Origin of the sequence: Pseudonocardia sp. EV170527-09, assembly GCF_008369905.1 — a bacterium.
Classification (GTDB): domain Bacteria; phylum Actinomycetota; class Actinomycetes; order Mycobacteriales; family Pseudonocardiaceae; genus Pseudonocardia.
In genome coordinates this window covers 21368-44238 of record NZ_VRMC01000007.1, presented here as the reverse complement: position 1 = coordinate 44238, position 22871 = coordinate 21368, and the positions used below count along the sequence as shown (strand labels likewise).

Below are 22871 nucleotides of genomic sequence, written 5' to 3'. Positions count from 1 at the left end.
CGGACACCGGTGGGGCCACGGTCGTCCCACGTGCGACTCAGAGTTCGGTGACGGTCCCGTCGCGCACGTCCCAGCGGCGGGTGGCGCGCACCGTGTCGAGCATCCGTCGGTCGTGGGTCACCAGCAGGACGGTCCCGTCGAACTCCTCCACCGCCCGTTCCAGCTGCTCGATGGCGGGAAGGTCGAGGTGGTTGGTCGGCTCGTCGAGCACCAGCAGGTTCACCCCACGTGCCTGGAGCAACGCCAGTGCGGCGCGGGTCCGCTCACCGGGCGACAGCGACGACGCCGTCCGCAGCACCTGGTCGGCGCCCAGGGAGAACTTCGCGAGCAGCGTCCGCACCTCGGACTCCGGCCAGTCCGGCACCTGCTCGCCGAAGGCGCGCAGCAGCGTCGCCTCCCCGAGGAACGCCCCGCGGGCCTGGTCGATCTCGCCGACCAGCACCCCCGAGCCGAGGCCCGCCGAACCCGAGTCCGGGGTGATCCGCCCCAGCAGCAGCCCGAGCAGCGTCGACTTGCCCGCCCCGTTGGCACCGGTGACGACGACCCGGTCCGCCCAGCCCACCTGCACGGTGGCCGGGCCGAACACGAAGTCACCGCGGCGCACGGCGGCGGCGTCGGCCCGCGCGACGACCGACCCGGACCGGGGCGCGGAGGCGATCTCCATCCGCAGCTCCCACTCCTTGCGGGGCTCCTCCACGACCTCCAGCCGCTCGATCGCCCGCTCGGTCTGCCGGGCCTTCGCGGCCTGCTTCTCGCTGGACTCCTGGCGCTGCGCGCGGACGTTCTTGTCCGGGTCCTTCGTCTTGCGCCGGGCGTTGCGCACGCCCTGGGCCATCCAGTTGCGCTGCATGACGGCGCGCTGCTGGAGGGACCCGAGCTTGCCCGCGTACTCCTCGTAGTCCTCGCGGGCGTGCCGCCTGGCCACCTCGCGCTCGGCGAGGTAGGACTCGTAACCGCCGTCATAGACGTCGATCCGCTGCTGGACCAGGTCCAGCTCGACGATCCGGTTCACCGTGCGTGCCAGGAACTCCCGGTCGTGGCTGACCAGCACGGTCGGCGTGCCCTGTCGGGCGAGGCCGCCCACGAACCGCTCCAGCCGCTCCAGGCCGTCGAGGTCGAGGTCGTTGGTGGGCTCGTCGAGGAGCAGCAGGTCGTAGCGGGACAGCAGCAGCGCGGCGAGGTTCGCCCGCGCCGCCTGCCCACCGGACAGCCCGGTCATCGGGGCGTCCGGACCGACGGTCAGGCCCACCTCGCGCAGCACCTCGCCGGAGCGCTCGTCGAGGTCGGCGCCGCCGAGGGCCAGCCAGCGGTCCAGCGCGGCGGCGTAGCGGTCGTCGGCACCGGGGGTGCCCGACGCCAGCCCCTCCGCCTCGGCGTCCATCGTCGCCTGCGCGTCGGCGACGCCGGTCCGGCGTGCCAGGAACCCGGCGACCGTCTCCCCGGGACGCCGGTCGGGCTCCTGCGGCAGGTGCCCGACGGTCGCGTCGGGCGGGGCCAGGGTCAGCGACCCGTCGTCCGCGGGCCGCGAGCCGGCCAGCACCGTCAGCAGGGTGGACTTGCCGGCGCCGTTGGCACCGACCAGCCCGATGACGTCGCCGGGCGCGACGACGAGGTCCAGCCCGGAGAACAGGGGTCGGTCGCCGTGGCCCGCGGCCAGGCCCGTCACGTGAAGGGTCGCGCTCATGTCGAGCGCAGACGCTACCCCTACAGGTTCGCCCCGAAGAGGCGGTGCAGGGCCTCCCAGTGCCGCTGCTCGGCGTCGTCGTCGTGGGTGGGGGCGTCCGGCACCGCGAAACCGTGCGCCGCCGGGTAGGTCTCCAGGGTCGCCGACACCCCGGCGGCGGAGAACGCGTCGGCGAGGCGCTGCCTCTGCTCGTCGGGGAAGGAGGAGTCGTCGGTCGCGCCGGCCACGTAGACCTCGGCCCGGATGCGGTCGGCGAGCCGGTGCACGCTGGCCGGGTCGTCGGTGGCGAGGTTGCCGCCGTGGAACGACGCCGCGGCCGCGACCCGCTCCGGCTGGGTCGCCGCGGTGCGCAGGCTCATCACCCCGCCCATGCAGTAGCCGGTGGTCCCGATCGCCGTGCCGTGGACCTCGGGGCGCGCCAGCAGCGCGGTCACCCAGGCCTCGGCGTCGACCGCCACGAGCTCGGGCGTCAGCGACCGCACCATGCCCATCAGCCGTTCCCGCTCGGGCCGGTCGGAGAACACGGTGGCGAAGTCGAACGGGGCCCAGTCGCCGTGCCGGTGGTAGGCGTCGGGCAGCAGCACCGCGTAGCCCAGCGACGCCAGGTGCGCGGCCATGTCGTGGATGGCCGGCCGCACACCGCCGGCGTCGGGGTAGAGGAGCACGCCCGGCCACGGGCCGTCGCCGTCGGGGGTGTGCAGCCAGGCGGCGGCGTCGCCGTCGGGGGTGCTGATCGTGAAGTCGGTGCGTGGCACGTCTCCGGCCTCCCGGGGGTGAGCGACGGGTCGACCCCGTTCTACGCCCCCGAACCGCGTCCCGCCGGAGCGCGACGCGGTTCGGGCGGTACGTACCGGATCAGGTCCTGGGCTGCGCGGTCCCGGTCAGCGCGTCGTCGGCGTCGAGGCGCCGGGTGCGGGTCTCGGAGTAGCTCGCCACGGCGATGATCGTGACCACCGACGCGAGCGCGATGTACACCGCGATCGAGTAGCCGGTGCCCGTCGCGACCAGCAGCGACGCCGCGATCAGCGGGGCCAGGCCGCCCGCGAACACCGACGCCAGCTGGTAGCCGATCGAGATGCCCGAGTAGCGCACCTTCGTGCCGAACAGCTCGGACAGGAACGCCGCCTGCGGGCCGTACATCGCACCGTGCAGCACCAGTCCGACCGTCACGGCGACGGCGGTGAGGGCGAAGCTCTGTGTGTCGACCAGGAAGAAGAACACGAACGCCCAGACACCGACGCCCGCGGCGCCGAACAGGTACACCGGCTTGCGACCGACCCGGTCGGAGATCGCGCCCCACATCGGGGTGGTCACCAGGTGCACCGTGGCGCCGATCAGCACCGCGCCCAGCACGAACGACGACGGCAGCCCGAACTGCTCCTTCACGTACGTCGAGATGACGATCGTGAAGATGTAGTAGGAGACGTTCTCGGCGAAGCGGGCGCCCATCGCGGTCAGGACCTCGCGCGGGTAGAGCCGCAGGACGTCCAGGATCGGCATGCCGTCCTTCTCACCGGCCGCGGCCCGTGCGGCCGCCCTGGCCTGCGCCTCCCGGAACACCGGCGACTCCTCGACGGCGAGGCGGACGTAGAGCCCGATGAGCACCAGCACCGCGGACAGCAGGAACGGGATCCGCCAGCCCCAGGCCAGGAACGCCTCCTCGGACTGGACCAGCGCCATGACCGCGAGCAGGCCGTTCACCAGCAGCTGGCCGGCCGGGGCGCCCGCCTGCGGCCAGCTCGCCCAGAACCCGCGGTGTCCCGGTCTGCCGTGCTCGGACACGATGAGGACCGCGCCGCCCCACTCGCCGCCCAGCGCGAAGCCTTGGACCAGCCGCAGCACGACGAGCAGCAGCGGCGCGGCGATCCCGATCGTGGCGTAGCCCGGCAGCAGGCCGATCGCGAACGTCGAGACGCCCATCATCATCAGCGACAGGACCAGCAGCTTCTTGCGGCCGATCTTGTCGCCGTAGTGGCCGAAGACCAGGCCGCCCACCGGGCGCGCGACGAAGCCGACCGCGAACGTGCCGAGCGACAGCAGGGTCCCGGTGGCGTCGTCGGACTCCGGGAAGAACACCGCCGGGAACACCAGGGCGGCGGCGACGCCGTAGAGGAAGTAATCGTACCACTCGACCGTCGTCCCCAGCATGCTCCCCGCGACGACCTTGGCGATCGGGGTGTGCGGCTGGTCGGACTCCGGTGACGTCGGTGATCCCGGCGCGGTGGCGCCGGCGTGCGTGTCGGACACGGTCCCTCCCCATCGACGGACTTCTGCGCCTGCGTCACGGTAGGGCCCTCGTGGGGTGATTTCACCGGTTCCGGCCGGATCGGTACCGGCCTGGTGCGGATCGCGGTCACCGCGCCGGTACCGTCGTCGCGAGGGGTGATGGGGTGAACGGCTCGACCGCGCAGGCGCGCGTCCTCGTCGACGAGCTGGCGCGAGCCGGTGTCACCGACGCGGTCCTGTGCCCCGGTTCCCGCAACGCGCCGCCCGCGTTCGCGCTGGCCCGGGCCGACGCGTGCGGCACGGTCCGGCTGCACGTGCGCATCGACGAGCGCGCCGCGGGCTTCCTCGCGCTCGGCCTGTCGCTGGCCTCCGGCCGCCCGGTCCCGGTCGTCGTCACGTCCGGGACGGCGGCGGCGAACCTGCACCCCGCGGTCCTGGAGGCGTCGCACTCGGGGGTCCCGCTGCTGGTCCTGACCGCGGACCGGCCGCCGGAGCTGGTCGGCACCGGCGCCAGCCAGACCGTGGACCAGTCCGGTCTGTACGGCGGTGCGGTGCGCTGGGCCGGCGCGCTGCCGGTGCCGCTGGGCAGCACCGAGCCGGAGGCCCGGCGCTGGCGGGCGGTCGTCGCGCGGATGCTCGCCGCGGCCACCGGTGCCGGCGCGGGTGCCCCCGGCCCGGTGCACCTGGACCTGCCCTACACCGACCCGCTCGTGCCCGACGACGACCCGGCCGGGCCGGGCACCGGGCAGCACGACGCCGGTCCGCCGGGCGCGGACCTGCCCGCCGGGCGCCCCGGTGGCGCGCCGTGGACCGCGGTGTCCCGCCCGGTCCGCACGCTGCCGCCGCTGGAGCTGGATCCGGGGGCGCGCACGCTCGTCGTCGCCGGGGCGGGCGGGCCCGCGCCGGACCCCGCGCTGCTCGGTGGGGCCCCGCTGGTCGCGGAGCCGTCCTCGCGCTGGTGGCCGCACGCGCTGCGCACCGGCCCGTGGCTGCTCGGCCGCCCCGGGCTGCGCCCGGCCCAGATCGTCGTGCTCGGCAGGCCCACCCTGCACCGGGGGGTCGCCGCGCTGCTGGCCGACCCGTCGGTGGCGGTGTTCGCCGACCCCGGCCCGGACGGCGCTCCCTGGACCGACGTCGCCGGCACGGTCCGGGCCGTCGGCGCGCTGCCCGCGCTGTCCCCGCCCGAGGACTGGGTGCGGTCCTGGCGCGACGCGGACCGGGTTGCGGCCACGTCCCTCGACGCCGCGCTCGACGACGGCACCGCCGGGGGTGCGCCCGGCCTGCGGCTGGCCCGTGACCTGGTCGCCGCCCAGCCCGACGGCGCACAGCTCGTCCTCGGCTCGTCGAACCCGGTGCGCGACGTCGCGTTGGCCGCCGTGCCTCGCCCCGGGCTCACGGTGCGGTCCAACCGCGGCGTCGCGGGCATCGACGGGACGGTGTCGACGGCCCTCGGCGCGGCGCTCGCGCACCCGGGCCCGACGGCGCTGCTGCTCGGCGACCTCACGCTGCTGCACGACACCACCGGGCTGGTCGTCGGACCGGGGGAGCCGTCCCCGGACCTGACCGTCACCGTCCTCGACGACGACGGCGGCGGCATCTTCCACCTGCTCGAACAGGGCGGCCCGGCGCACGCCCACGCCTTCGAGCGCGTCTTCGGCACGCCGACCGGGGTGGACGTCGTCGCGCTGGCCCGGGCGGTGGGCTGGGCGGCGACCGACTGGGGTGGCGACGTGTGCGAGCTCGCGGCCCGGCCCGGCTCGGGACGGCGGCTGGTCCGGGTCGCGGCGCGCCGCGACGGGCTGCGCGACGCGCACGCCGGGCTCCGCCGGACGCTCGCCGCGGCACTCGACTGAGCCCCCCGGGCCCCGGTCGCGGCCGGTCGGGGCTCAGCCCTCCAGGGACTCGCGGACCGCGCGCATCTTGGCGGCGGCCTCGCGCACCTCGCCGTCGGGATCGGAGTCGGCGACGATCCCGCACCCGGCGAACAGCCGTGCCGTGCGTCCCTGCAGCTCCGCGCAGCGCAGCGCGATGCCCATCTCGCCGGCGCCCTCGGCGTCGACCCAGCCGACCGGGCCCGCGTAGCGGCCGCGGTCGAGACCCTCGATCTCGGAGATCAGCGCCGTCGCGTCCGGGGTCGGGGTGCCGCCGACGGCGGCGGTCGGGTGCACGGCGCCGACCAGCGTCAGCAGCGATGCGGGCCGGTTCGGGTCGAGGCGGGCGTGCACGTCGCTGGACAGGTGCGAGACGTTCGGGAGGGTGAGCACCGTCGGCGCGTCCGGTACGTGCAGCTCGGCCACCAGCGGGCGCAGCGACTCGGCGAGGGAGTCCACGGCGTAGGTGTGCTCGCGCCGGTCCTTCGACGAGCCGATCAGCGCGCCCGCGGTGTCGGCGTCCGGTCCGGACCCGGGCCACATCGTGCCCGCCAGCACCCGCGACTCCACGGTGCGCCCGCGCAGCCGCAGCAGCAGCTCGGGGGTGGCGCCGACCAGGCCGTCGACCGCGTAGCTCCAGCAGGTCGGGTAGCGCCGGGCCAGCCCGCGGAGCAGGAACCGTGGATCCAGCGGGCGGTCGGCGACGGCGAGCAGGTCGTGCGCGAGCACCACCTTCTCCAGCTCCCCGTCGCGCATCCGCCCGACCGCCGAGGCGACGGCGGCCCGGTACCGGTGCGCGGAGACCTGGCCGTCGGCGTAGCGCAGCCGTCCGCTGGGACGCACCGGCGACGGGACCGGCAGCCTGCCGGGAGTCTCCGGGGCGTCGGCGGTGGTGATCTCGGTGATCCAGGCTCGGTGCCCGCGCCGTCCCACGATCACCCGCGGGACGACGAGCACCGAGCCCGGGCAGCCGTCGGCGAAGGTGAACGAGGCGAACGCGAGGGCGCCGGTGCCGGGGAGGCCGACGTCGTCGTAGCCGGCGCCGGCGTCGAGCCGGTCGACCACACGGCGCCACCAGCGGTCGGCCTCGGCGAAGCGCTCGGGCCCCGACGCGGTGAACCGGGCGACCTCGCCCCAGCCGACCACGCCCTCGCCGTCGCGCACCCAGGACAGCGCCCCGGCGTCGGCGGGCAGCACGTCCAGCAGCCGCCCGTCGAGTCGCAGGGGGCGTGTCCGGACGCGCAACGCGGTGCTGGCCGGTGCGACGGTCACCCTTCGAGAGTAGGCAACCTCCGCCGGGGAGGCTGGCGTGAGGGGGCGAGGCACCGGACACACCCGGGTGCCGGGGCGCTCCTAGAATCGGGCCCCGTGACCAGTCCGAGCGGCCGTCCCACCGGCGATGTGCTGACCGAGACCTCGGCCGTCGCGGCCCGGCTGCTCCGCCGGACGCGGTACCACCTGCCCGAGATCGTCCTGGTCGTCGCGCTGGTGTGGACGCTGGTCGCGCTGGTGGCGTTGGGCGGCGCGTTCCTGGAGGACGCGGCGATCGACGGCAACCGCGGCACCACCGCCGCGACCGTCCTGCCGGGCTCGGACTACTGGCGCACCCTGGTCAGCTTCGTCGACGACGAGGGCCGGCTGCAGACCCCGGCCGCGGGCATCTCCTACCCGGTCGGGCTCACCCCGGGCGAGAACATCTACGTGGAGTACGACACCGCCGACCCGACGCACGTGCGTGTCGCGGGTCGCACCGCCGTCGACGGGATCCTCCCGATCGCCGGGCTGATCGCGGGCGGCTGGGTCCTCCTCGGGCCGCTGTACGTGTGGCTGCGCCGCCGCCGGGCCCGCACCGGCACCGTCTGAGGACTCGGCGCCCGGCTCCGTCGGGATCAGCCCTGCCAGAGCGCCCCGACCTCGGCGGCGACCTGCGGCGCGACGACGAGCAGCCCGCCCTCGGGCAGCGGCGTCGAGCGGCCGTCGCGGCCCAGCACCAGCGCGCCGGCCTCGGTGGCCAGGCAGAGCGCCCCGGCGATGTCCCACTCGTGGTAGCGGGTCAGCACCGCGGCGACGGCGTTGCCGAGCGCGACCTGGGTGATCGCCAGCGCGGCGGAGCCGAGCACCCGCACGCCGACGTGCGCGGCGCGGGCGCGCTCGACGAACCCGGGCTCGGGATCCTCGGCGCAGATCAGCGACCCGGCGACCCGGGCGGTGCGCCGCGCCGGCACCCCGTTGGCCCGGAAGCCGCGGCCGCGGGCGGCGGCGTAGATCTGCCCGCGTCCCGGGTCGGCGACGACGCCCACGGCCGGGCCGTCGCCGTCGACCAGGGCCAGGCTGTAGGCGCACCAGGGCAGGCCCGCGACGTAGTTCGCGGTCCCGTCGACCGGGTCGACGACCCAGCGCAGCGGAGCGGTGTCGGCACCGGCGTCGGCGCCGAACTCCTCGCCGACGACCGGGCAGCCGGGGAACTCCGCGGCCAGCACCCGGCGGGTGTGCCGTTCCAGGGTGCGGTCGGTGTCGGTGACCCAGTCGAACGGGTTGGCCTTGGCGGAGGCGTCGAGGGACCCGGTGTGCTCGCGACCCAGCGTCGCGGTGATCACCTCGGCGGCGTCGTTGGCCAGCCGGCCCGCGGTCTCGAGGGCACGGGAGAGCAGTGCCGGGTCCACCGGCCGGGGGGACGGCACCGGGGGCGGCACCGTGTGTGGCGGGGTGTGGGGCACGGCCGTCATGCGACCCGAGTGTCCGGGCGGGTGATGTCCCGGCGACGACGCGCGGGTGTCCACCTTGTGCCGGACGCGCCAACTCGTGACCCGCCCACCCGATGTTCGCCCAGGGTTGGGTGGTTGATCACGCCAGGGACCCGGCCCGCTGTCCCGACCCCGTCACCGTTCCGGCCGTGCGCGTCGCAATCGTCTCGGAATGCTTCCTGCCGGTGGTCAACGGCGTCACCAACTCGGTGCTGCGGGTGTGCGAGCACCTGCGGGCAGGGGGTCACGACGTCGTGGTGATCGCGCCGGGCACCGGCGAGCCGGACTCCCACGAGGGGATCCCGGTCGTGCGGATCCCGGCCGTCGAGCTGCCGGTGGTGAACTCGATGCCGGTCGGGGTGCCCAGCAGGCGGATCCTGACCGCGCTGCGCCGGTTCCGGCCCGACGTGGTGCACCTGGCGGCGCCGTTCGTCGTCGGGGCGCGGGGGCTGGCGGCGGCGCGGCGCCTCGGCGTGCCGACGGTCGCGATCTACCAGACCGACGTCGCCGGGTTCGCCTCCGCCTACGGGCTCGGGCTGACCGCGCGGGCCGCGTGGCGCTGGACCTGCCGGCTGCACGGCATGGCCGACCGGACCCTCGCGCCGTCGAGCTGGGCGACCGGGGCGCTGCGCGAGCGCGGCGTCCCGCGGGTGCACCAGTGGGCGCGCGGCGTCGACACCCGCCGGTTCACCCCGTCGCGACGCAGCGACGCACTGCGCGGCCGGCTGGCCCCGAACGGCGAGCGGCTCATCGGGTTCGTCGGCCGCCTCGCCCCGGAGAAGCAGGTCGAGCGGCTCGCCGTGCTGGGTGAGCTGCCCGGGACGCGGCTGGTCGTCGTCGGTGACGGCCCCAGCGCCGACGGGCTGCGCGAGCGGCTGCCGTCGGCGGCGTTCCTCGGGCACCGCGGCGGCGACGAGCTCGCGCAGATCTACGCGAGCCTCGACGTGTTCGTCCATACCGGACAGGCCGAGACGTTCTGCCAGGCCGTGCAGGAGGCGCTCGCCTCGGGCGTCCCGGTCGTGGCGCCCGACGCGGGCGGCCCGCGCGACCTCGTGCTGCCCGACCGCACCGGCTACCTCGTGGCGCCCCGTCCGGACGGCGGGGCGCCCGGCGACCCGGCCACCGACGCCGCCGACCGTGAGCTGGTCGCCGCGGTCGCGGCGCTGTGCGAGCCGCAGCGCAACCGGGAGTTCGGCCTGGCCGCCCGCCAGTCGGTGCTGCGCCGCACCTGGACCGCGGTCGGCGACGAGCTGCTCGCCCACTACGGCGAGGTGCTCCGCGCCGCGGCGCCGGAGCGTGTCGCGGCCTGATCGTCGGGGCCTGATCGGGGCCGGCTCCGTAGTCGTGCGGATCCGGGGCCACGGCAGGTCGGCGACGGTGGGCCCATGAGCCGCACCGTCGTCGTCGCGCCCCGTGGCGAGCTCGCCACGGTCGACACCTCCGCCGCCGTCCGCCTGATGGCCCACCTGCTCGACCCCGCGCCCACGGTCCGGTCCGCCGCCCGCGCCGAGGTCCTCGACGCCCCGCACCGGCAGATGCCGCCGGTGCTGTTCGCCCTGTCGGAGAACCTCGTCGCCGACGGTGAGATGGCCGAGGCCGCCCGCTGGTTCTACGCAGGCCAGCTGCGGGCCCGCTACGACGCCTGCCGCTGCACCGACACCACCGCGGCGCAGGCGCTGGCGGTGTTGCGCGACCGGTTCGGCGAGCCGGTGAACCGGTGGGCCTTCGCCGAACCGGCCCGGGTCCGCCGCGCCGCGATCCGCGCCGTCGCCTGGGACCGGGCGGCGCCCCACGACTACGACCACCGCTGGATCGCCCTGCACGGCATGGGCGCCCTCACCGGCGACGGCACCGGGGTGGCCACGCCGTCGGCCGAGTGGGCCGGCGTCGCCGCCCGGGTGCGTGCGGAGTACCTGAGGGGCCTGCGTGAGGTGCTGCGCGAGCAGTTCGGTCAGCGGTGAGGGTCGGCCGGGTCGCCTAAGCTGTGTCCGTGTCCCGCGCCGAGCTCGACAAGAACCCGACCGACGTCGCCCGCATGTTCGACGGCGTCGCCCGGCGCTACGATCTGACCAACACCGCGCTGTCGGGCGGTCAGGACCGCTACTGGCGGGTCCAGACCCGCCGTGCCCTCGGGCTCCGCCCGGGAGAGAAGGTCCTCGACCTCGCCGCGGGCACCGCGGTCTCGACCGTCGAGCTGGCGAAGGACGGCGCCTGGTGCGTCGCCGCGGACTTCTCCCTCGGCATGCTGCGGGCCGGTGCCCGCCGGGACGTCCCGAAGGCCGCCGCCGACGCGCTGCACCTGCCCTTCGCCGACGGCAGCTTCGACGCCGTCACCATCTCCTTCGGCCTGCGCAACGTGAACGACACCGTCGCCGGCCTGCGCGAGATGGCCCGCGTGACCCGCCCCGGCGGCCGCCTGGTCGTCTGCGAGTTCTCGACGCCGACCTGGGCCCCCTTCCGCGTGCTCTACCAGAACGCGGTGCTCGGCCACGCCCTCCCGGCGATCGCCCGGACGGTCTCGTCGAACCCCGAGGCCTACCTGTACCTGGCCGAGTCGATCCGGGACTGGCCCGACCAGCCCTCGCTCGCCGCCAAGATCGCCGATGCCGGCTGGGAGCGCCCCGCCTGGCGGAACCTGACCTTCGGAGCCGTCGCACTGCACCGGGCGTACAAGCCGGCCTGACCCCGTCGGTCCTGCCCGCCGGGTCGCCCCGCCCCGCCCTGCGTTCCCGCCCCGCCGCGCCGTCCGCCCTTCGCCGTCCGCCCTCCGCCGTCCTGCCCGCTGCAGGCCGGCCCCTGGAACCGGGCTCTCCCCGGGGCCAGGTTCCGAGGACCGGGACCCACGGATTTCGCTTACCCGGTAAGGGAGTTCTCCCGACACTCCCTCGGCCCCAGGGCCCGGTCCGACACAGGCCGACTCTCGACCGAGTCGCGTCACGGAATCGCGCCCCCGGACCTCCCCCTGGACCTCGTGCGACGGTCGTGCTCGATCCGCCCCCTCCCCGACGAGGAATCGCGACGGGGAACCCGGCAGGAGGGGACCGGTAGTCGCTTACCGGGTAAGCGACTACCGCGGTAGCAGGGCGTCGGGTCCGGGCCGCGGTGGGCGCCCCGGGGTTCGTCGGGCCGGGCGGACCGATCGTCACCACCCGGTGACACCGCGTCGAGCCCCGTTGCGCCGCAAGGACTCCCCGAGCATCGCCCGATCCGCCCACGCGATCACCGCGGCGCCGTCCTACACTGCTCGCGCAGTTCGTGAACTTTTTCACAAGGGTGGTGGGGGTCACGCGGCCCGCAGCGCGCCGACCTGCACGGATGCGGATCACATGTGACCTGCACCCCGTAACAGGTAAGGCTCGCCTGGGTTCTTGGTCACAGGGGGCCGGACATAGGGTCGCCGCGACCGGCTCGTCGATCACCACCAACGACGGTGGCGCCGCGACAACGAAGGTGTAGGAATGCTCGATCCCTATCTCCCGCTCGTCCTGCTGTTCGTGTTGGCGGCGGGCTTCGCGCTGTTCTCGGTCGCCTCCGCGCCGCTGATCGGTCCGCGCCGGTTCAACCGGGCCAAGCTGGACTCCTACGAGTGCGGTATCGAGCCCTCGCCGCAGCCGGTCGTCGGTGGCGGTCGGGTGCCGGTCGCCTACTACCTCACGGCGATGCTGTTCATCCTGTTCGACATCGAGCTGGTGTTCATGTACCCGTACGCCGTCGTCGCCGATGCGGTCGGCGTCTTCGGGTTCGTGGCCATCACGCTCTACATCGCCACGATCGCCTTCGCGTACGCCTATGAGTGGCGTCGCGGCGGGCTCGAGTGGAGCTGAGGCCGTCATGGGACTCGAGGAGAACCTGCCCAGCGGCGTCCTGCTGACCAACGTCGAGAAGCTGGTCAACTGGACCCGGAAGTCGTCGCTCTGGCCCGCCACGTTCGGCCTGGCCTGCTGCGCCATCGAGATGATGACCACCGGCGCCCCGCGCTACGACCTCGCCCGTTTCGGCATGGAGGTCTTCCGGGCCTCGCCGCGCCAGGCGGACCTGATGATCGTCGCGGGCCGGGTGAGCAACAAGATGGCGCCGGTCCTGCGCCAGATCTACGACCAGATGCCCGAGCCGCGCTGGGTGCTGGCCATGGGCGTGTGTGCCAGCTCCGGCGGCATGTTCAACAACTACGCGATCGTCCAGGGCGTGGACCACGTCGTGCCGGTGGACATGTACCTGCCCGGCTGTCCGCCGCGGCCGGAGATGCTGATCGACGCGATCCTCAAGATCCACGCCAAGATCATGGACGAGCCGCTCGGCCCGAAGCGGGCCGCCGAGCTCGCCGAGTCCGGGTACCGGACGCCGATGGTGCCGTCGTCGGTCAAGTACGCGCCGAAGCACAAGCGGCTCGGGGCGCTGAAGACCACGCACACCCCCGACGTCCCGAACTACCTGGAGCCGGGCTCGCAGCCCAAGCCGGCCCCGAACGCGCTCGCGCCGGGGGAGACCATGGAGCTGCCGTCGCTGGCCGACGCCGCCCGCGGAGGTGACGCGACGTGACCGAGCCGACCGGCACCTCCAAGGACGGGACCGAGCCCACCGGCGGCGCGCACTCGTCGTCGCAGGAGAGCGGCGCCGCGGCCGAGGAACAGCGGGCGGCGGGCGGCGAGGCCCCCGGCGACCTGGCCACCCCCGAGGACGCGGCCACCCCGTCCGACGCGCTGGGCGGCGCCCGCCCCGCGCAGAAGATGACCGAGACCCGTACGCGCTCGGGCATGTTCGGCGTCCGTGGCTCCGGTGACACCTCCGGCTACGGCGGACTGCGCCTGCCCGGCTGGGCCCCGGCACCGGCCGAGCGGCCCTTCGGCGGCTGGTTCGACGAGTTCGCCGACGAGCTCGGCTCGGCTCTCGACGAACGCAGCATCCCGCGTTCGGCGATCGAGCAGGTCACGATCGACCGCGACGAGATGACCCTCTACGTCGAGCCCGCCCGGCTGCACGAGGTCGCCCGCACCCTGCGCGACGACCCGGGCCTGCGCTTCGAGTTCTGCTCCGGGGTGTCCGGTGTGGACTACTCGGCGCCGGACGGTGCGCCGGTCGACCGGCCGCTGCACGTCGTCTACCACCTGCTGTCGATGACCTACCGGCGCCGGGTGCGCCTGGAGGTCGCCCTCGACATCGGAGACGCTGCGAACCCGCCCACCGTGTCCAGCGTCGTCGACGTCTATCCGACGGCCGACTGGCACGAGCGCGAGACCTGGGACATGTACGGCGTCGTCTTCGACGGCCACCCGGCGCTGACCCGGATCCTCATGCCGGACGACTGGGACGGCCACCCCCAGCGCAAGAGCTACCCGCTGGGTGGCATCCCCGTGGAGTACAAGGGCGCGGAGATCCCCCCGCCCGACGAGCGGAGGGCCTACTCGTGACCACCGAGAGCAGCGCACGCGGGACGCGCATCGGCACCGACGCGGACCCCACCACAGGCACCGACCCGTACGCCGCGCCCGGCCGGGAAACCACCGAGGGCACGGTCTACACCGTCACCGGCGGCGACTGGGACGACCTGCTCGAGGTCGAGCACGACGACCGGATCGTCATCAACATGGGCCCGCAGCACCCGTCGACGCACGGGGTGCTGCGCCTGGTCCTGGAGCTGGAGGGCGAGACCGTCACCCAGGGCCGCGCGGTCATCGGCTACCTGCACACCGGTATCGAGAAGAACTGCGAGTACCGGACCTGGACCCAGGGCGTCACCTTCGTGACCCGCGCGGACTACCTGTCCCCGCTGTTCAACGAGGGCGCCTACTGCATGGCCGTCGAGAAGCTGCTGGGCGTCGAGGTCCCGCAGCGGGCCGAGCACCTGCGGGTGCTGCTCTGGGAGCTGAACCGGATCGGCTCGCACCTCGTCGCGCTGGCCACCGGCGGCATGGAGCTGGGCGCGCTGACCGGTATGACCTCCGGCTTCCGGGAGCGCGAGGAGGTGCTCCACCTGCTGGAGTTCCTCACCGGCCTGCGGATGAACCACGCGTTCATCCGGCCCGGCGGGCTCGCCCAGGACATGCCCGAGGGCTGGCAGGACAAGGTCCGCGACTTCGTGGCGGTCACGAACTCCCGGCTGCCCGACTACGACCGGCTGCTCACCGGGCAGCCGATCTGGCGCCAGCGCCTGGAGGGCGTGGGCTACCTGCCCGTCGACGGCTGCCTGGCCCTCGGCGCGTCCGGCCCGATCCTGCGTTCTGCCGGGCTGGCCTGGGACCTGCGCAAGCACATGCCGTACTCGGTGTACGACCAGTACGACTTCGAGGTCCCGACGGCCACCGAGGCCGACTGCTTCGCCCGCTACCGGATGCGTGTCGCCGAGATCCACGAGTCGCTGAAGATCATGGAGCAGGCGGTGACCAAGCTCGACGAGCTGGGGCCGGGCCGCGTCATGGTCGACGACCCGAAGGTCGCCTGGCCGGCGCAGCTGTCGATCGGCAGCGACGGCATGGGCACCACCCTCGAGCACGTCCGCAAGATCATGGGGCAGTCGATGGAGTCGCTGATCCACCACTTCAAGCTGGTCACCGAGGGCTTCCACGTCCCGCCGGGGCAGGCCTACGCGGCCGTCGAGTCCCCGCGCGGCGAGCTCGCGGTGCACGCCGTGTCCGACGGCGGCACCCGCCCGGTCCGCATCCACGTCCGGGACCCCAGCTTCGTGAACCTGCAGACGATGCCCGCGATGAGCGAGGGCGGTCAGGTCGCCGACGTCATCGCGGCCGTCGCCTCGATCGACCCCGTGATGGGAGGTTGCGACCGATGACGGTCCCCCCGCAGGAGAAGAGCCCGGTCTCGCCGGTCTTCGACGAGCTGACCCGGCAGCGCACGGCGGAGATCATCTCCCTCTACCCGGAGTCCCGGTCGGCGCTGCTGCCGCTGCTGCACCTGGTGCAGTCGGTCGAGGGCTACGTCAGCCCGGACGGCGTCCGCTACTGCGCCGAGGCCCTCGATCTCACCACGGCCGAGGTGTCCGCGGTCGCGACGTTCTACACGATGTACAAGCGCTCCCCCTGCGGTGAGCACCTGGTGAGCGTCTGCACCAACACCCTCTGCGCGGCGCTGGGCGGCGACGACATCTACGCCCGCCTGCGCACGCAGCTGGGCACCGAGGACCGCCCGCTGGGTCACGAGGAGACCGCGGGAGAGCCCGGCACCACCGGGTCGATCACCCTCGAGCACGCCGAGTGCCTCGCGGCCTGCGATCTCGCCCCGGTGCTGCAGGTCAACTACGAGTACTTCGACAACCAGACCGTCGAGTCCGCTGTGGAGCTCGTCGAGGCACTGCGTCGCGGGGAGCGCCCGCAGCCCACCCGCGGCGCGCCGCTGACCGACCTGCGGACCGTCGAGCTGGAGCTGGCTGGGTTCACCGACGACGCCGCGGCCGTCGACACGACGGCCCGTGTCGAGGGCCCGTCCGGCGCGATCGAGTCGGTGCGCGGGGCCCGGATGGCCCAGGAGAACGGCTGGACCGCTCCCGCGCTGCCCGACGAGCCGCCGGCGATGCCCGCGCTACCGGAGAAGAAGTGATCGCATGAGCACCACCGAGCCCGTGCGCAAGCCGGACCCGATCACGCCCGTCCTGACCAGGCGCTGGCTGTCGCCGCGGTCCTGGTCGATCGACACCTACGAGCAGCTGGAGGGCTACACCTCCCTGCGGACCGCGTTCGCCGCCCATCCCGACCAGCTCATCCAGCTGGTCAAGGACTCCGGGCTGCGCGGCCGCGGCGGTGCCGGGTTCCCCACCGGCATGAAGTGGGGGTTCATCCCGCAGGACGACGGCAGCGGAAAGGGACCCGGCGCGAAGCCGAAGTACCTGGTCATCAACGCCGACGAGGGCGAGCCGGGTACCTGCAAGGACATCCCGACCATGATGGCCGACCCGCACGCGCTCATCGAGGGCTGCATCGTCACCAGCTACGCGATCCGCGCGAACTTCTGCGCGATCTACGTCCGCGGCGAGGCGCTGCACTGCATCCGCAGGCTGCGCGCCGCCGTCCGCGAGGCGAAGTCGAAGGGCTACCTCGGCCGCGACATCCTCGGCTCCGGGTTCGACCTGGAGATCGTGGTGCACGCCGGCGCGGGCGCCTACATCTGCGGTGAGGAGACGGCGCTGCTCGACTCGCTCGAGGGTCATCGCGGGCAGCCCCGGCTCAAGCCGCCGTTCCCGGCGACCGCCGGGCTCTACGCCTGCCCGACCGTCGTCAACAACGTCGAGACCATCGCCAGCGTCCCCGCCATCGTCAACGGCGGGGCGGCCTGGTTCCGCTCGATGGGGCGCGAGAAGTCACCCGGCCCGAAGATCTACTCGGTCTCCGGGCACGTCGAGCGGCCCGGCCAGTACGAGGCGCCGCTCGGCATCACGCTGCGGGAGCTCCTGGAGCTCGCCGGCGGGATGAAGGACGGGATCCCGCTGAAGTTCTGGACCCCGGGCGGCTCGTCGACACCGCTGTTCACCGCCGAACACCTCGACGTCCCGCTGGACTTCGAGGGCGCCGCCGAGGCCGGCTCCATGCTGGGGACGACCGCGGTGCAGGTCTTCAACGAGACCGTCTCGGTGCCGTGGGCGGTCATGAAGTGGACCGAGTTCTACTCCCACGAGAGCTGCGGCAAGTGCACCCCGTGCCGCGAGGGCACCTACTGGCTGGTCCAGGTGCTGCAGCGGATGGTGCGTGGCGACGGCACCTCGACCGACATCGACACCCTGCTCGACGTCTGCGACAACATCCTCGGCCGCTCCTTCTGCGCCCTCGGCGACGGCGCGACGAGCCCCATCACCAGCGCCATCAAGTACTTCCGCCAGGAGTTCCTGGACCTCATCGCGGAGCAGCCCGATGTGGACCGCCCGGAGCAGCTGGCGGACGTGGAGCTCGCGGAACGGACCAACGGAACAGCACTGACCGGAGCCCCCGCATGACGCTGACACCGGAGCGGAACGCCACCGAGGAGACACCCGTCCCCGAGGGCCACGTCCGCCTCACCATCGACGGCCAGGTCGTCGACGCCCCCAAGGGCGAGCTGCTGATCCGCACCTGCGAGCGCCTCGGCATCGTGATCCCGCGGTTCTGCGACCACCCGCTCCTCGACCCGGCAGGCGCCTGCCGCCAGTGCCTGGTCGAGGTGGAGATGGGCGGCCGGCCGATGCCGAAGCCGCAGGCCAGCTGCACCATGACCGTCGCCGACGGGATGGTGGTGAAGACGCAAGCCACCTCCGAGCGGGCCGACAAGGCCCAGCAGGGTGTGATGGAGCTGCTGCTCATCAACCACCCGCTGGACTGCCCGATCTGTGACAAGGGCGGCGAGTGCCCGCTGCAGAACCAGGCGATGGCGCACGGCCGGGCGGACTCGCGGTTCGTGGAGAAGAAGCGGACCTTCCCGAAGCCGCTGCCGATCTCCAGCCAGGTGCTGCTCGACCGCGAGCGCTGCGTGCTCTGCCAGCGCTGCACGCGCTTCTCCGAGGAGATCGCCGGCGACCCGTTCATCGACCTGCTCGAGCGCGGGGCGAAGCAGCAGATCGGGATCGCCGAGGACCAGCCGTTCCAGTCCTACTTCTCGGGCAACACGATCCAGATCTGCCCGGTCGGCGCGCTGACCAGTGCCGCCTACCGGTTCCGGTCGCGCCCGTTCGACCTGCGCTCGACCGCGGGGACCTGCGAGCACTGCAGCTCCGGCTGCTCGATGCGCACCGACTCCCGGCGCGGGACCGTGCTGCGCCGCCTCGCCGGCAACGACCCGGAGGTCAACGAGGAGTGGCTCTGCGACAAGGGCCGGTTCGCCTTCCGCTACACCGGTAGCCAGGGGCGCATCACCCGGCCGCTGGTCCGGCGCGCGGACGGCACCCTGACCGAGGCCTCCTGGACCGAGGCGCTGGCCGTCGCCGCGGAGGGGCTGCTCGCGGCCCGCTCGGCCGGCGGGATCGGCGTCCTGCCCGGGGGACGGCTGACCGTCGAGGACGCCTACGCCTACGCCAAGTTCGCCCGCGTCGTCGCCGGCACCAACGACATCGACTTCCGTGCCCGGCCGCACTCGGACGAGGAGCTGGAGTTCCTCGCCGCGCACGTCGTCGGCGGGACGCCCGAGGACTCGGTCACGTTCACCGCGATCGAGAACGCCCCGGCCGTGCTCACCGTCGGCACCGACCCGGAGGAGGAGTCGGGCATCGTCTTCCTCCGCCTGCGCAAGGCGTACCGGAAGAAGGGCCTGCGTCACTTCCAGGTCGGCCCGTTCACCAGCTACGGCGCGGAGAAGACCGGCGCCACCGTGCTGCACGCGGTGCCCGGCGCGGAGGCTGCGGTCGTCGCCGACCCGGGCGCCGACGTCGTCGCCGCGCTGGAGCAGCCGGGTGCGGTGATCCTGGTCGGGGACCGGGCCGCGGAGTCGCCGGGCCTGTACTCGGCGGTGTCCGCGCTCGCCGCCCGCACCGGTGCGGCGATCGGCTGGCTGCCGCGCCGGGCCGGGGACCGCGGTGCGGTCGAGGCGGGCGCGCTGCCCACCCTGCTGCCCGGCGGCCGGCTCGTCACCGATGCCGCCGCCCGCGCCGAGCTGGAGCAGGTCTGGGGCGCCCCCGTCCCGTCCGCCCCGGGCCGCGACGGCGACGCGATCCTCGCCGCTGCCGCGTCCGGTGAGCTGGCCGCGCTCGTGGTCGGCGGGGTCGACCCTGCGGACATGGCCGACCCGACGGCCGCGGCCCACGCCCTGGAGGCGGTCGGCTTCCTGGTCAGCCTGGAGATCCACACCTCGGCGGTCACCGAGCTCGCCGACGTCGTTCTCCCGGTCGCCCCGGACGCCCAGCGCTCCGGCGCCTACGTCAACTGGGAGGGCCGCCGCCGCGAGTTCGGCGTCGCGCTGGACGCGACCGGCGTGCTCCCGGACTGCCGGGTGCTCGACACCCTCGGCGTCGAGATGGACGCGGACCTGTTCACCCAGACCCCGGCCGCCGCGGCGGGGGAGCTGGAGCGGCTCGGCTCGCGCCGCCCCGGCGGCGTCGCACCGGATCACACGGCGGGCCGGGCCCGGCGTCCCGGCTACGGTCAGGCGGTCCTCGCCACCTCCCGCCAGATGATCGACGACGGCAGCCTCCAGGTCGACGAGCCCGCGCTCGCCGGCACGGCGCGGCGGCCCTACGTCAAGGTCAACGCGGCCACCGCGGAGCGGCTCGCGCTGGTCGAGGGCGCCGAGGCGACGGTCCGCACCGACCGCGGGGCGATCACCCTGCCGGTCGCGCTGACCGACCTGCCCGACGGCGTCGTCTGGCTGCCGGCCTGCTCGCCCGGCTCGCACGTCCGCCCCACGCTCGGGGTGGGCCACGGTGACCTCGTGACGGTCGGCCCGGCCGGGAACGGAAGCGCGTCGTGAACCTGTCCCAGGTGCCGCCCACCCCGGTGGACCAGCTCACGCACACCCAGGCGCTGCTCGCCGACGACCCGATCTGGCTGATCCTGATCAAGGTCGTCGGGCTGTTCGCGCTCGGCGTCGTGCTGACCCTGTTCATGATCAACTGGGAGCGCAAGGTCGTCGGCCGGATGCAGCACCGTCCGGGCCCGAACCGGACCGGCCCGGGCGGCTGGCTGCAGAGCCTCGCCGACGGTCTGAAGCTGGCGTTCAAGGAAGACATCATGCCGGCGATGGCCGACAAGAAGGTCTACTTCATCGCCCCGGTCATCTCGACGATCCCCGCGTTCGTCGCCTTCTCGGTGATCCCGTTCGGCGGCGAGGTGACGATCTTCGGCGAGCCGACGGTGCTCCAGCTCGTCGACGTCCCGGTCGGCGTGCTCGTGGTGCTGGCCTGCTCCTCGATCGGCGTCTACGGCATCGTGCTCGGCGGCTGGGCATCGGGCTCGCCGTACTCGCTGCTGGGCGCGCTGCGCTCGGCCGCCCAGGTCATCTCCTACGAGATCGCGCTGGGCCTGGCCGTGGTCGGCGTCGTCCTCTACTCCGGCTCGCTGTCCACCGCGACGATCGTCGGGGCGCAGGCGTCGGGCTGGTACTTCTGGCTGCTGCTGCCGAGCTTCGTGGTCTTCGTGATCGCGATGGTCGGCGAGACCAACCGGGCCCCGTTCGACCTCCCCGAGGCCGAGTCGGAGCTGGTCGGCGGGTTCCACACCGAGTACTCGTCGCTGAAGTTCGCGCTGTTCTTCCTCGCCGAGTACGTGAACATGGTGACCGTCTCGGCGATGGCGGTGACGCTGTTCCTCGGCGGCGGCATGTGGCCCTGGCCCCTGAGCTTCCTCAACGCCTACGGCTGGATGCAGTTCGTCGCCTTCATCATCAAGGTGCTGCTGTTCCTGTTCGTGTTCATCTGGCTGCGCGGGACGCTGCCGCGGTTCCGCTACGACCAGTTCATGAAGCTGGGCTGGAAGGTCCTGGTCCCGGTCATGCTGGTCTGGATCGTCGCGATCTTCGGCATCCGGGCCTTCGTCAACACCGGCTCGGACAACTACGTGCTGCTGCTGTCGCTGATCGGCTTCGTGCTGGCCGTCGTGCTGGCGGTGGCGTTCCTGCTGCCCGACCGGCAGACCGAGGCACCACCGGTCGAACCGGCGTCGGACTACCCCGTCCCGCCGCTGGACCTGGTAGTCCCCGACTCACCCCCGAAGCGTCGGAAGGCCGTCACGGCCGGAAAGGACGCGCGCTAGATGTTCGACTTCTTCAAGGGTTTCGGCGTCACCTTCTCGACGATGTTCAAGAAGGTCGTCACCGAGGAGTACCCCGAGGACTTCCCGCCGGCGGCACCGCGCTACCACGGCCGCCACCAGCTCAACCGGCACCCGGACGGGCTGGAGAAGTGCGTCGGCTGCGAGCTGTGCGCCTGGGCCTGCCCGGCCGACGCCATCTACGTCGAGGGCGGGGACAACACCGACGAGGCCCGGTACTCGCCGGGTGAGCGCTACGGCGCGATCTACCAGATCAACTACCTGCGCTGCATCGGCTGCGGCCTGTGCATCGAGGCCTGCCCGACGCGGTCGCTCACGATGACGAACTTCTACGAGCTGGCCGACGACAACCGGCAGGACCTCATCTACACCAAGGAGCAGCTGATGGCGCCGCTGCTGCCGGGCATGGAGCAGCCGCCGCACCCCATGCGCCTCGGCGACGACGAGCAGGACTACTACGTCTCCGGCCCGACGCTCGCGAAGGTCAGCGCGCAGGACCAGACCAAGGAGCAGGCGCGATGAGCACCACCGCGGTGCTCGCCCAGGCCGCGGGCGAGGTGAGCACCGGCGAGGCGGTCGCGTTCTGGATCCTCGGACCGGTGGCGCTGGCCGGCGCGCTCGGCCTGGTCTTCGCCCGGCACGCGGTGCACGCCGCGCTGCTGCTGGTCCTGACGATGTTCTCGATCGCGGTGCTGTACCTGGTGCAGTCCGCCCCGTTCCTCGGGTTCGTGCAGATCATCGTCTACACCGGCGCCGTGATGATGCTGTTCCTGTTCGTCCTCATGCTGGTCGGACGGGATTCCAAGGACTCGGTCATCGAGGTCCTGCGCGGGCAGCGCGCCGCGGCACTGGTGTTCGGCGTCGCGCTGGCCGCGCTGCTGGTCGGTGGGCTCGCCCGCGGCCTGACCAGCGTCACCCCGGCCGGGCTGGCGGCCGGCGGGCTCGGGTGGAACGGCAACGTCCCCGGCCTCGGCCGGCTGATCTTCACCGACTACCTGCTGGCGTTCGAGCTGACCGCGGCCCTGCTGATGGTCGCCGCGCTCGGCGCGATGGTGCTGTCCGGCTCGCAGAGCAGCCAGCACACCAAGATCGGCCAGCGGGCGACGGTGCTGAAGCGGCTGCGGGGTGAGCACGCCCGCATCTCCCCGCTGCCCGGCCCCGGCGTCTACGCGACGGCGAACTCCGTCGCGGTCCCGGCGATCCTGCCGGACGGCTCGATCGCCCCGGAGTCGCTGTCGGAGATCATCGAGTCGGTCGCGGTCGACGTGCCCGACACGACGACGCCGGACGCGCACGCGCTGACCGGCCGTCCCGCGCCCGACCGGACCGCCGCCTCCGGTGAGGCCGCCGAGACCGGGGAGCACCGATGAGGCCCGAGTACTACCTGCTGCTCTCGGCGCTGCTGTTCACCATCGGCGCCGTCGGCGTCCTGGTGCGGCGCAACGCCGTGGTCGTGTTCATGTGCATCGAGCTCATGCTGAACGCGGTGAACCTGACCCTGGTCACGTTCTCGCGCATCAACGGCAACCTCGACGGCCAGGTGATGGCCCTGTTCGTGATGGTCGTCGCCGCCTGTGAGGTCGTCGTCGGGCTCGCGATCATCACGGCCATCTTCCGCACCCGCCAGTCGTCGTCGGTGGACGACGCGAACCTCTTGAAGTACTAGGAGCGCGCA

General features: G+C 73.5%; 21 protein-coding genes. 16 read left to right on the top strand and 5 right to left on the bottom strand.

The window, feature by feature from the left end; translation table 11 throughout:
• Positions 1-37: 37 nt before the first annotated feature.
• The 3 genes from FVA95_RS03400 to FVA95_RS03390 all read right to left on the bottom strand — a co-directional run bounded on the left by FVA95_RS03400 (position 38) and on the right by FVA95_RS03390 (position 3832).
• Positions 38-1684: an ABC-F family ATP-binding cassette domain-containing protein gene (locus tag FVA95_RS03400; protein WP_149662894.1), complete on the bottom strand. Its 1647-nt coding sequence runs from the start codon at positions 1682-1684 to the stop codon at positions 38-40.
• Between the two features lie 20 nt (positions 1685-1704).
• Positions 1705-2439, bottom strand: a complete 735-nt coding sequence (locus tag FVA95_RS03395) for a dienelactone hydrolase family protein (protein WP_149662893.1) — start codon at positions 2437-2439, stop codon at positions 1705-1707.
• Between the two features lie 100 nt (positions 2440-2539).
• A complete protein-coding gene (locus tag FVA95_RS03390) occupies positions 2540-3832 on the bottom strand; it encodes an MFS transporter (RefSeq protein WP_161992186.1) in 1293 nt (430 codons plus the stop codon).
• Between the two features lie 242 nt (positions 3833-4074).
• Here FVA95_RS03390 and menD point away from each other — a divergent pair, with 242 nt between their 5' ends.
• On the top strand, positions 4075-5763 hold the full coding sequence (menD, locus tag FVA95_RS03385) for a 2-succinyl-5-enolpyruvyl-6-hydroxy-3-cyclohexene-1-carboxylic-acid synthase (protein ID WP_149662891.1): 1689 nt from the start codon (positions 4075-4077) through the stop codon (positions 5761-5763).
• Between the two features lie 33 nt (positions 5764-5796).
• On the opposite strand, the gene FVA95_RS03380 is transcribed toward menD, so the two are convergent.
• Complete coding sequence (locus tag FVA95_RS03380) at positions 5797-7053, bottom strand: isochorismate synthase MenF (protein WP_149662890.1); 1257 nt, start codon at positions 7051-7053, stop codon at positions 5797-5799.
• 96 nt (positions 7054-7149) lie between these two features.
• Between FVA95_RS03380 and FVA95_RS03375 the strand changes: the two genes are divergently transcribed.
• The gene (locus FVA95_RS03375) at positions 7150-7644 is read left to right on the top strand and encodes a DUF3592 domain-containing protein (protein WP_139318916.1); all 495 of its coding nucleotides are present in this window, start codon (positions 7150-7152) and stop codon (positions 7642-7644) included.
• 26 nt (positions 7645-7670) lie between these two features.
• Here the strand turns inward: FVA95_RS03375 and FVA95_RS03370 are convergent, their stop codons facing one another.
• Positions 7671-8507: an inositol monophosphatase family protein gene (locus FVA95_RS03370; RefSeq protein WP_149662889.1), complete on the bottom strand. Its 837-nt coding sequence runs from the start codon at positions 8505-8507 to the stop codon at positions 7671-7673.
• A gap of 167 nt (positions 8508-8674) precedes the next feature.
• Between FVA95_RS03370 and FVA95_RS03365 the strand changes: the two genes are divergently transcribed.
• The 14 genes from FVA95_RS03365 to nuoK all read left to right on the top strand — a co-directional run bounded on the left by FVA95_RS03365 (position 8675) and on the right by nuoK (position 22862).
• The gene (locus tag FVA95_RS03365) at positions 8675-9835 is read left to right on the top strand and encodes a glycosyltransferase family 1 protein (RefSeq protein ID WP_020622122.1); all 1161 of its coding nucleotides are present in this window, start codon (positions 8675-8677) and stop codon (positions 9833-9835) included.
• Positions 9836-9910: 75 nt separating this feature from the next.
• On the top strand, positions 9911-10486 hold the full coding sequence (locus FVA95_RS03360; protein ID WP_149662888.1) for a hypothetical protein: 576 nt from the start codon (positions 9911-9913) through the stop codon (positions 10484-10486).
• Positions 10487-10515: 29 nt separating this feature from the next.
• Positions 10516-11208, top strand: coding sequence for a demethylmenaquinone methyltransferase (locus tag FVA95_RS03355; protein ID WP_149662887.1), 693 nt, complete (start codon positions 10516-10518; stop codon positions 11206-11208).
• A gap of 775 nt (positions 11209-11983) precedes the next feature.
• Entirely contained in the window at positions 11984-12349 is a 366-nt protein-coding gene (locus FVA95_RS03350; protein WP_020622119.1) for an NADH-quinone oxidoreductase subunit A, read from the top strand.
• 7 nt (positions 12350-12356) lie between these two features.
• On the top strand, positions 12357-13064 hold the full coding sequence (locus tag FVA95_RS03345) for an NADH-quinone oxidoreductase subunit B family protein (RefSeq protein ID WP_083695297.1): 708 nt from the start codon (positions 12357-12359) through the stop codon (positions 13062-13064).
• Between the two features lie 122 nt (positions 13065-13186).
• Positions 13187-13933 carry an NADH-quinone oxidoreductase subunit C gene (locus FVA95_RS03340; RefSeq protein ID WP_240051247.1) on the top strand — a complete coding sequence of 249 codons (747 nt, stop codon included), beginning with the start codon at positions 13187-13189 and terminating at the stop codon, positions 13931-13933.
• Positions 13934-13962: 29 nt separating this feature from the next.
• The gene (locus tag FVA95_RS03335; protein ID WP_149662924.1) at positions 13963-15309 is read left to right on the top strand and encodes an NADH-quinone oxidoreductase subunit D; all 1347 of its coding nucleotides are present in this window, start codon (positions 13963-13965) and stop codon (positions 15307-15309) included.
• The gene (gene nuoE / locus FVA95_RS03330) at positions 15306-16073 is read left to right on the top strand and encodes an NADH-quinone oxidoreductase subunit NuoE (protein ID WP_149662886.1); all 768 of its coding nucleotides are present in this window, start codon (positions 15306-15308) and stop codon (positions 16071-16073) included. The genes FVA95_RS03335 and nuoE overlap by 4 nt, the downstream gene beginning before the upstream one ends.
• A 4-nt stretch (positions 16074-16077) precedes the next feature.
• Positions 16078-17460 (top strand): NADH-quinone oxidoreductase subunit NuoF, encoded by a 1383-nt coding sequence (gene nuoF / locus FVA95_RS03325; RefSeq protein ID WP_149662885.1) that lies wholly within the window; start codon positions 16078-16080, stop codon positions 17458-17460.
• Positions 17457-19898: an NADH-quinone oxidoreductase subunit G gene (locus FVA95_RS03320; protein WP_149662884.1), complete on the top strand. Its 2442-nt coding sequence runs from the start codon at positions 17457-17459 to the stop codon at positions 19896-19898. Before nuoF ends, FVA95_RS03320 begins: the two co-directional genes overlap by 4 nt.
• The gene (gene nuoH, locus FVA95_RS03315) at positions 19895-21178 is read left to right on the top strand and encodes an NADH-quinone oxidoreductase subunit NuoH (RefSeq protein ID WP_020623090.1); all 1284 of its coding nucleotides are present in this window, start codon (positions 19895-19897) and stop codon (positions 21176-21178) included. The genes FVA95_RS03320 and nuoH overlap by 4 nt, the downstream gene beginning before the upstream one ends.
• Positions 21179-21718 (top strand): NADH-quinone oxidoreductase subunit NuoI, encoded by a 540-nt coding sequence (nuoI, locus tag FVA95_RS03310; RefSeq protein WP_149662883.1) that lies wholly within the window; start codon positions 21179-21181, stop codon positions 21716-21718.
• Positions 21715-22566, top strand: a complete 852-nt coding sequence (locus tag FVA95_RS03305) for an NADH-quinone oxidoreductase subunit J (RefSeq protein WP_149662882.1) — start codon at positions 21715-21717, stop codon at positions 22564-22566. The genes nuoI and FVA95_RS03305 overlap by 4 nt, the downstream gene beginning before the upstream one ends.
• On the top strand, positions 22563-22862 hold the full coding sequence (nuoK, locus tag FVA95_RS03300; protein ID WP_060710483.1) for an NADH-quinone oxidoreductase subunit NuoK: 300 nt from the start codon (positions 22563-22565) through the stop codon (positions 22860-22862). Before FVA95_RS03305 ends, nuoK begins: the two co-directional genes overlap by 4 nt.
• The last annotated feature ends 9 nt before the right edge of the window (positions 22863-22871 follow it).